Origin of the sequence: Bradyrhizobium sp., assembly GCF_049581145.1 — a bacterium.
GTDB lineage: Bacteria > Pseudomonadota > Alphaproteobacteria > Rhizobiales > Xanthobacteraceae > Bradyrhizobium.
Genome location: NZ_JBAURI010001044.1, coordinates 1 through 8,544 on the forward strand (window position 1 = coordinate 1; position 8,544 = coordinate 8,544).

An 8,544-nucleotide genomic window follows, 5' to 3' on the forward strand; every position below is an offset into this window, starting at 1 on the left:
CGAAACCCTCCCACATGTCGAGCGACATCGCGTTGCGCTTGTCGGGATTGTTGAAGGTGATGACGCCGACGCCGTCGGCGATGCCGTGCAGGATCTTGCCGTCGGCATGGGATTTTTCGTTGTTCGCGGGGACGTCCGGCATCGTATCGGCTTTCGACGGTTGGAGACGAAAAATTGGAAACGGCTCGGCAGGCGAACGGCTCAGGACGTCAGGAACGGACCGATATTGGCGCGCGCGAATGCCGGCCGCGCCTGTATCCTAGCCCACCATGCGCTGACGCCGGGATGGCTCTTTTCGGATAGCTGATCCGGCGCGATCTCTTCGTCGATCCGCTTGACGAACGGCACGGCGGCGATATCGGCGATCGAATAGGCCCGGCCCACGAGCCAGCCGGACGGCGCCAGCGCGTCTTCCATCTTGTCCAGCAGTTGCACAAGCTTGCCTCGCGCGGCGTCGCGCTCCTCTTCGGTATAGGGCTTTCGCGCCACCCGCAGCCAGGCCTCCTGGCGCTCCCTGCTCGGGATGTTCCTCAATTTCTCGGCGAGCTCTTCGTCGGACCATTGCTGCGCCACCTTCTGCAGATGGTGGCGCCAGTTGAAGACGATGAGATTGCCGATCAGCCCATCGATATGCCTGATCCAGTTGCGCATCTCGGCGCGCTCGTAAGGCGTCTCGGGCCGCAGCGGCGAATCGGGAAAACTCTCGTCGAGATATTCGCAGATCGTGCCGCTCTCATGCAGCGGCCTTCCGTCATGGATCAGGGTCGGAACCACGCCGAGCGGATTGATCTTCAGATAGTCCGGCGAGTGGTGCTCCATTTTTGCCATGTCAACATCATGGCCCTGGTAGCTCAAGCCTTTTTCCTCAAGGCACAGCCGGACCCGGCGCGAGGCGCTCGACCGCCAGCCGTGGTGCAGGACCAGCATGGTTTTCTCCCTTGTTCTTGCTGTTACGGAGGCTATCGTTCATTGCGCGAGATGGGCCGTCAACGGATGATTGGCGGCCCGATCGAACAAGCCGCCCGCCGCGAGATCAGGCGGCTCGCCTACGAGATCAACGTCCGGCAATATGCCTGCGTGGGGCTGAACTTCGGCGCCTGTCGAAGCGTCGCCGATCATCGCCTATGATGGGGAAAAACATCCATCCCATACGATGAGTACGTGCGTGGCCTCGACGGTCCCGGGTTGCCGCACGCCGCACATCTGGCGCGAAGACGGCAGCTCGCTCTATGACGCGATGGGGCCGGAGTTCACTTTGCTTCGGCTCGATTCGGGGCTGGATCGGGTTGCTCAGGAAGTGGCTGCGCTCGAGGCTACCGCTCACGGCAAGCGAGTGCCGCTCAGGGTGCTCGATGTCAAACAGCCCGTTACCGCCACTTCCTATGACGGCAGGCTGGGTTTGTCGCGGCCCGACCAGCAGCAGGTGGCCTGGCGCAGTGAGCGCGCGCCCATCGATCCGGCCGACCTCATCGACCGTATCCGCGGCGCCGCAGACTGAAATCGCCCGGGCCGGCTACCGGGCGTCCAATGTTCAGTCTTCGTTGGCCGCGATCGACTCCATCAAGGAGACCAGTTGACGTTGCACCGTCTGGTCCTTGATCTTGCTGTAGGCCCGCAGCAGCCTCAGGCTGAACGCGCTGTCCAGAAACAGCAGGCTCTCGACCTCACGTGCCTTGCCGTCGCCGTCATAGAAGAACGTGACCGGCACATCCAGCGCAGTTGCGATTTGCTGAAGGCGGGCGGCGCCCACGCGGTTGACGCCCTTCTCGTATTTCTGGACCTGCTGGAAGCTGACGCCGAGCTTGTCGCCGAGTTCTGCCTGCGAGATCTTCTGTTCGACACGCCGCAGCCGGATGCGCTTGCCAAGCTCAATGTCGGACTTGCCGGCACTGCGTTGCTTCATTTTCTTAGCAGCTGATTTATTCATTCTGGTCTTACCGCCTTTCAATCGAAATTCCCCCGAAGCAATGGGTCAGGGGTTCACCCATATATACCGCGTTAGGTTCCGTCGATGGATCAAATTGTCCTCAACCCACACTATCCCGTGGCGTGAAGCCTCCACCAACTGACCAGCTCGATAAAGCGGTATCATTTTCCCGTCGAGCGTGCGGGAAACATGCAATCATTCCACGCCGTTGCGACGACTCGATGGCCCGCGCAGGTGATTGTTGTTTATCACCGCCATCACGTGCTGCTAACAGAGCAGCAGGTTGTCGTCTTGGCAACTGCATCCTTCGGCCCCGGCCGTCAAATGCAGTGAATCTCGGTTCGGCAGGGAGAAGCTTGGCAGAATCGCTCCTCGACTACAACCAGGACGCGTTGCGGCCGGGCATAATTCAAATTTTATACTTACTGTCGAGCGTTTGCGATCAAATAAGCCTCCATCAGAACAGGCGGACATGATATCAGTACCCCGTATTTCCACGGGACATTCGTCCTTTCGTTTGGGACATATCGCGACGAAATGGTATTCATATGCACATTGTGCTACTCTTGCGAGTGATTAGGGCTTGGGAGATCATGCTGGTGGCTATCGCGCTGCGTTGGCCGTGCACCACGAGCTAGGGAGGGGAAAGAGCGCCAGTGATTCACTCAGACGAACAATTACTTTCAGTTCTTGCCACGCTGGAGGAATGCCGGACCGTGCTTGCCTCGACCGGCAGCCGGGATACGGCGCAATTGGTGTCGGTTGCGATTCTCGAGCTTCGCATGAAGCTCAACCAGATCAGCGACGCCGAGCTCAAGGCGCTGTGCGAAGAGATGATCCCGGGCGAGGAACGATCGCGGGACAGCAGGTCGGCCCCCCCGCGCCGGCGTCCGGTGTTGCGACTGGTGAAATAGGCAAGGCTCGAACGGGCAAGACTGAACTGACAAGACTTGAATAGACAAGGCTTGCGGACGCCCCGTGATCCGGCAGGTGCGCGCCGGCGAGATGCCGCATTTGTGATCGCCACCGATGCCCGGTCCGGCGAGGTTTTTCCGATCCGATCTCGGGTCAAGAGCCTGCACGCTGCCTTGCGACGATCGCCTCGGTTGCGCATTCCCGGCTTTCCGCTACATCAGGTCCGACCGGCGGGCTTCCGTAAAGGGCCTTGTCGCCAGTGGGCTGATCGGTCGAGCGCGGGACCAGAGAGATGGCGAAGGTGGCATGATTCAAAACGTTTCGATTCCGGCGGCGCTGATCGCCGGTCTGGTCAGTTTCCTGTCGCCCTGCGTGCTGCCCCTGGTGCCGCCCTATCTGATCTACCTGACCGGTGCGACGATCGAGCACGTGGAATATGACCCGACGGTCCGGGCCTCGCGGCGCGCGGTGATGATCTCGGCGATTCTCTTCGTGCTCGGCTTCTCCACGGTGTTCGTGCTGCTCGGCGCCAGCGCGTCCCTCGTCGGCGAGCTGATCCGGGCCTGGTCGGCGCAGCTCGCGATCGTCGCCGGCATCGTCATCATCGTCATGGGCCTGCACTTCCTCGGACTGACGCGCATCGGATTTCTGATGCGCGAGGGCCGGTTGCCGATCCCGAAGCCAGTGGGACTTTGGGGCGCCTATGTCATGGGGCTAGCGTTTGCTTTCGGCTGGACGCCGTGCATCGGCCCGATCCTGGCCGCGATCCTGTCGCTGGCGGCGGCGGAATCGACGGTTGCCCACGGCGCCGGCCTGCTGGCCGTCTATTCCGCGGGCCTCGGCATCCCGTTCCTGATCGCGGCCTTCATGATCGAGCAGTTCTCGTCGCTGTTCGCCCGTATGAAAGGCCATCTCGTCAATGTCGAGCGCGCGATGGGCGTGTTGATGATCATCACCGGCATCGGCTTTCTGACCGGCGCGGTGTCCAGCGTCAGCATTTGGCTGTTGGAGACGTTTCCGTCGCTGCAGAACTTCGGTTAGGTCTCGGATCTGCTAATTCGCCTTGATCCCGGAACCGAGCGTCGGGGGATCCTTCACGGCGTCCGCGAACTTCCGCATCAGCCGCACCAGTTCGTCGATGTCGTGCGCGTCCCATGTCTCGAAGATGGCGCGGCCAATTCTCTCGCGCGCGGCGTCAACGAGGTCGGTCATCGCCTTGCCTTTGGCCGTAATGGCGGCCTCGCGCACGCGGCGGTCGCCGGCATTTTCCTGCCGTTCCACGAGACCGAGGCTTTCGAGCTTTGCCACCTGGCGGCTGACGGTGGTGTAGTCGCGTCCCGCACGGTCGGCCAACTCGACCACGCCGATCGGCCCAAACCGCTCGATTCCAACGAGTAACGGAAACAGCGCCCGGTCGAGCGGAATCCCGGCCTCCTTGATCAATGCCTCGTCGCGCTGCGGCCGGTTGATGACGCTGACGATATCGAGCACGGCCCCGTGAAGCTGGCGGAGCTTTTCATTTATGTGTGTATTTTGCACATTCTTTGTTGACGGCATCGCGATCCCTTTATATGTGCATTATGCACATATAATTGAGAACTGGAAGGACAGCCATCATGAAAGCTGCGATCGTTCAGACCGCCGGACAAACGCCGGTCTATGGGGATTTCGCGGAGCCGGTGCCATGCTCGGGCGAGAACCGCATCGCGGTTACGGCCGCCGCTATCAGCCCGCTCGTCAAGAGCCGCGCGTCCGGTACGCATTACAGTTCCTCGGGCTCGTTGCCCTTCGTGGTTGGCATCGACGGCGTCGGACGGCGCGATGACGGACGACGGGTCTATTTCGTGCTGCCACGCGCGCCCTACGGCAGCATGGCGGAGCGAACCGCGGTGCCTTCGGAGCAATGCGTGGCGCTGCCCGACGATCTTGACGACCTGACCGCCGCCGCCATTGCCAATCCGGGAATGTCGTCCTGGGCCGCCTATGCCGAACGCGCGCGGCTCAAGGCGGGCGAGACCGTGCTGGTCAACGGTGCCACGGGAACGGCGGGCCGCCTTGCCGTGCAGGTTGCCAGGTATCTCGGGGCCGGGAAGGTGATTGCCACCGGCCGCAATGCCAGCGCCCTGCGTTCGGTCACCGATCTCGGAGCCGACGTGACGATTCCGCTTGTCGAAGACGAGGCGGCGCTGGAGGACAGCTTCAAGCAGCAGTTTGCCGAAGGGGTTGACGTCGTCGTCGACTATCTCTGGGGAAAGAGCGCGGAGCGGCTCCTAATTGCCGGTGCAAAAGCCGGCGCGAACGCAACGCCCATCCGGTTCGTCCAGATTGGTTCGGTCGGCGGGTCAGACATCACGCTGCCGAGCGCCGTGCTGCGCTCCTCGGCGATCGAACTGATGGGAAGCGGCATTGGCAGCATCGCTCTCGACCGCCTCATCGATGCCATCCGGGGGCTGCTGCAGGCGACCACGCAGGGTGGCTTCAAAATTGCGGCCAATCCCGTCCCATTGTCGGAGGTCGAGCAGGCATGGCTCAGCGATGACAACACCCGGCGCACCGTGCTCACCGTCCAACAGTAGTCAGCTTTCCTCGAGCGAGCAGAGCACCGTGTAGACCACGCCGCGCGGCAGGAAATCCACGGTCGCCTCGCCGCCGAGCTGGTCACGCGCGCTGCGTTCGATCAGGCGTGACCCGAAGCCGCGCTGCACTGGTACGGTGACCGGAGGTCCGCCAGCCTCGGTCCAGATCATTCTGAGCTTCTGGGCCGCGTTCTCCTCGATGACGTCCCAGTCGAGCGCGACGGTGCCGGTGTCGTTCGATAGCGCGCCGTATTTGGCGGCGTTGGTCGCGATCTCATGCACGATCATCGACAGCACCACCGCAAGCCGCGGCGAGAGCGGAACCTTCGGTCCGCTCATCTTGATCCGCTCGGGGCCGCTGAGCAGATAGGGCTGCAGCACGCGCCTGATCACGTCCTGAAACTCGGAGCCCAGCCACTTCTCCTTGCTGAGCAGGTTGTGCGCTTCCGCGAGCGCGCCGAGCCGGCCCTCGAATTTCGCGCGTTCCGTCCGCGTCGCGCTGCGAAAGCTCTGCACCGCGATCGCCTGCAGGATCGCCAGCGTGTTCTTGACGCGATGGTTGAGCTCGTCGATCAGAAGATCGTGCAGCATCTCGCCGCGCGCGATCGTGGTCGCCATCCGCACCGCGAAACCAAGCCCGATCAGGAGCAGGACGCCGCCGATCGCGCTCGCGATCGCGAGATTGCGCCAAAGCGGGGCGGACAACGAGCTTTCGGTGATGCCGGCGGCGACGATCCATCCGGTGAGCGCGGAATGCGCGAAGCCTGACATCAACCGCGCTCCATCCAGCGATATCGTCGGCTGCAGCGCTTCCGATGTCCGTAGCATGTCGGCAAGCACCGAGGCCGAGGCCCGTTTGCCGAAGGTGTCTTGCGGGTTCGGAACGCGGCCGAACACCACGCCATCGGCGTCGAGGATCGACAGCGTCCAGTCCTGGTTCGGCTGCTGCCTCTCCAGCATGGTCTGGAATATCTCGACCGGCGGACTGAAAGAGACGTCGTAGACCACCTCGCCATCGCGAAACACCGGCACCTCGACCGTCACGATCCGCTGCTGCTTCACCATGCCGAGAAACAGGTTGGAGTATTGCGGACGCTTGGTGACGAAGACACGTTCGATGATGTCGCGGTTGTTGCGCGGCGGCAGGATTGCGGTGTCCGTGGTGAGCGAGGAAAACAGCTGGTGGCCGTCCCGGTCAACGACCAGGATGACGCCGCCCTTGCTGTATTGCTCGATGAAGCCCACGGCGATGCGCCGGAAGCTGTTGAAGTCGCCTTTCTTCAACGCGTCCGTCAGCGCCAGCACCTGCAGACCGCCGGTCATGCGCTGCATCTCGGCGTCGAGCGTGAGGCGCACGCTGCGCACCGTCTCGAGCACGCGCTGTGTCGCCTGCCGACGATCCTGCACATAATCGTGCAGCACGATGCCGACGGCGAAGATGATCAGCGGTAGCGTAGTCCCGGCGACCAGAAGAGCCAGCCGTACGGAGAGCGAGGGTTTTGGCACGGGGACCCCGGATAGCACGCAATTGCGGCAAGCATAGGAGAACCGCCTGGTAGGCGCCAAGCATTTCGCCCTGCGCAGTTTGCAGTTCGGCGGCCTCCGGCCGGCCGTTCGGGTTCCGCGGCCGTGCCCCTGGCCTAGAGATTGCTGTCGGTGATCGCCGAATACACCAGGGTGCGCAGTTCGCGCCGGATCGGATAGGCGCTCGACGGCAGCACCTGCGTCATGAAGATCGCGATCAACTCCTCGGCCGGATCGATCCAGAACGCCGTCGACGCAGCGCCACCCCAGGCATACTCGCCGCGGCTTCCAGGAATCAGCGTTTTGGCGGGATCCATGGTCACGGAGAAGCCGAGGCCGAAGCCGATTCCTTGATAGGCGGCTTCCGAAAACAGCGAGCGCGACATCTCGGGCAGATCGCGGCCGCCCGGGAGATGATTGGCCGTCATCAGCGCCAGCGTCTTGGGTCCGAGCAGGCGGATGCCTTCGAGTTCGCCGCCATTGAGCAGGGCGCGGCAGAAGGTGAGATAATCGGCCGCGGTCCCGCACAGTCCGCCGCCCCCGGATATCAGCTCCGGGCGCGCGAGGAACGAACTCGTGGCCGGATCGTCCTGTAGCGTCAGGGTGCCCTTGCGATCGGCCGCATGAAAATTCATGCCGCCCTGCGGGTCCGCGGAGTAGCAGGCCGCCAAGCGGTGCGCCTTGTCGGGTGGCACGAAAAAATCGGTGTCGGTCATGCCGAGCGGATCGAAGATGTGCTCTTTCAGAAACTGCTCGAACGGCCGGCCTGAAATCTTGCCGATGAGATAGCCGATCACATCGGTGGAAACCGAATAGTTCCAGGCCTCTCCCGGCGAAAATTCCAGCGGGATCTTGGCGAGCTCCGCGATCATGGTGTCAAGCGTTCCGGCCTTCTCGACCTCGCCGATCTTCTTCTCGCGGTAGGCGGCATCGACATTGGAGCGCTGCTGGAAGCCGTAGGTGAGCCCCGAAGTGTGGCGCAGCAGATCGACGATCAGCATCGGGCGCGCCGGCGGCCGGGTCAGAAACGCCGGCGTCGTGCCGGCGACGAAGACACCGAGGTTCTTCCATTCCGGAATGTATTTGTGGACGGGCTCGTCGAGCGCCACCAGGCCCTGCTCGACCAGCATCATGAAGGCGGTCGTCGTGATCGGCTTGGTCATCGAATAGATGCGGAAGATGGTGTCCGGCTTGACCGGCACTTTGCGCTCGAGGTCGGCATGGCCCTGCGCCGTGCTGTGGACCAGCTTGCCACGGCGGTAGACCACAAGCTGGGTTCCCGGAAAGCGTCCGGCCTCGATGTAGCGGGTCTTCAGATGGGCCTCGACGCGGTCGAAACCTGATTTCGACATGCCGGCGGATTCGGGTGAGACGAGGGGTGGGGCGAGCATCGGGCAGTTTCCGCGGTCGGAGGCATTTTGACGAGGTGTTGATAGCCGAAAACGTGACCATGATCCAATGCCAGGCGTCCTTACGCCCGGAGGAGGGCTGGAGTAGGGTTACAGCCGGGAAAACGCCAGCACGACAAAAGCCAGGAAGAGAGCCAGGACAAAAGCAATGACCCAGTTCAACGAGAGCGAGCTCACCGCCGCCGTCATCAAG

At 62.7% G+C, this 8,544-nt stretch carries 10 protein-coding genes and 1 pseudogene; 5 read left to right on the forward strand and 6 right to left on the reverse strand.

Annotated elements, in window-relative coordinates; all coding sequences use genetic code 11:
• Both WCB02_RS33730 and WCB02_RS33735 read right to left on the reverse strand, forming a co-directional pair.
• Positions 1 to 142 (reverse strand): annotated as a pseudogene (locus WCB02_RS33730) (enoyl-CoA hydratase); the annotation flags it as partial.
• Between the two features lie 59 nt (positions 143 to 201).
• Entirely contained in the window at positions 202 to 927 is a 726-nt protein-coding gene (locus WCB02_RS33735) for a glutathione S-transferase family protein (RefSeq protein ID WP_423965301.1), read from the reverse strand.
• A 51-nt stretch (positions 928 to 978) separates the two neighbouring features.
• Here WCB02_RS33735 and WCB02_RS33740 point away from each other — a divergent pair, with 51 nt between their 5' ends.
• A complete protein-coding gene (locus WCB02_RS33740; RefSeq protein WP_423965304.1) occupies positions 979 to 1,128 on the forward strand; it encodes a hypothetical protein in 150 nt (49 codons plus the stop codon).
• A 37-nt stretch (positions 1,129 to 1,165) separates the two neighbouring features.
• Positions 1,166 to 1,498 (forward strand): hypothetical protein, encoded by a 333-nt coding sequence (locus WCB02_RS33745; protein WP_423965307.1) that lies wholly within the window; start codon positions 1,166 to 1,168, stop codon positions 1,496 to 1,498.
• A gap of 33 nt (positions 1,499 to 1,531) precedes the next feature.
• On the opposite strand, the gene WCB02_RS33750 is transcribed toward WCB02_RS33745, so the two are convergent.
• A complete protein-coding gene (locus WCB02_RS33750) occupies positions 1,532 to 1,927 on the reverse strand; it encodes a helix-turn-helix domain-containing protein (RefSeq protein ID WP_423965323.1) in 396 nt (131 codons plus the stop codon).
• Positions 1,928 to 2,583: 656 nt separating this feature from the next.
• On the opposite strand from WCB02_RS33750, the gene WCB02_RS33755 reads away from it, so the two are divergent.
• The gene (locus WCB02_RS33755) at positions 2,584 to 2,841 is read left to right on the forward strand and encodes a hypothetical protein (RefSeq protein ID WP_423965309.1); all 258 of its coding nucleotides are present in this window, start codon (positions 2,584 to 2,586) and stop codon (positions 2,839 to 2,841) included.
• A 307-nt stretch (positions 2,842 to 3,148) separates the two neighbouring features.
• Positions 3,149 to 3,883 (forward strand): cytochrome c biogenesis CcdA family protein, encoded by a 735-nt coding sequence (locus WCB02_RS33760; protein WP_423965311.1) that lies wholly within the window; start codon positions 3,149 to 3,151, stop codon positions 3,881 to 3,883.
• A gap of 12 nt (positions 3,884 to 3,895) precedes the next feature.
• On the opposite strand, the gene WCB02_RS33765 is transcribed toward WCB02_RS33760, so the two are convergent.
• On the reverse strand, positions 3,896 to 4,399 hold the full coding sequence (locus tag WCB02_RS33765) for a MarR family winged helix-turn-helix transcriptional regulator (protein WP_423965313.1): 504 nt from the start codon (positions 4,397 to 4,399) through the stop codon (positions 3,896 to 3,898).
• Between the two features lie 59 nt (positions 4,400 to 4,458).
• On the opposite strand from WCB02_RS33765, the gene WCB02_RS33770 reads away from it, so the two are divergent.
• Positions 4,459 to 5,418 carry a quinone oxidoreductase family protein gene (locus WCB02_RS33770; RefSeq protein ID WP_423965315.1) on the forward strand — a complete coding sequence of 320 codons (960 nt, stop codon included), beginning with the start codon at positions 4,459 to 4,461 and terminating at the stop codon, positions 5,416 to 5,418.
• Here the strand turns inward: WCB02_RS33770 and WCB02_RS33775 are convergent, their stop codons facing one another.
• Complete coding sequence (locus WCB02_RS33775; RefSeq protein ID WP_423965318.1) at positions 5,419 to 6,924, reverse strand: sensor histidine kinase; 1,506 nt, start codon at positions 6,922 to 6,924, stop codon at positions 5,419 to 5,421.
• 134 nt (positions 6,925 to 7,058) lie between these two features.
• The gene (locus WCB02_RS33780) at positions 7,059 to 8,333 is read right to left on the reverse strand and encodes a serine hydrolase domain-containing protein (protein WP_423965321.1); all 1,275 of its coding nucleotides are present in this window, start codon (positions 8,331 to 8,333) and stop codon (positions 7,059 to 7,061) included.
• Positions 8,334 to 8,544 lie beyond the last annotated feature (211 nt).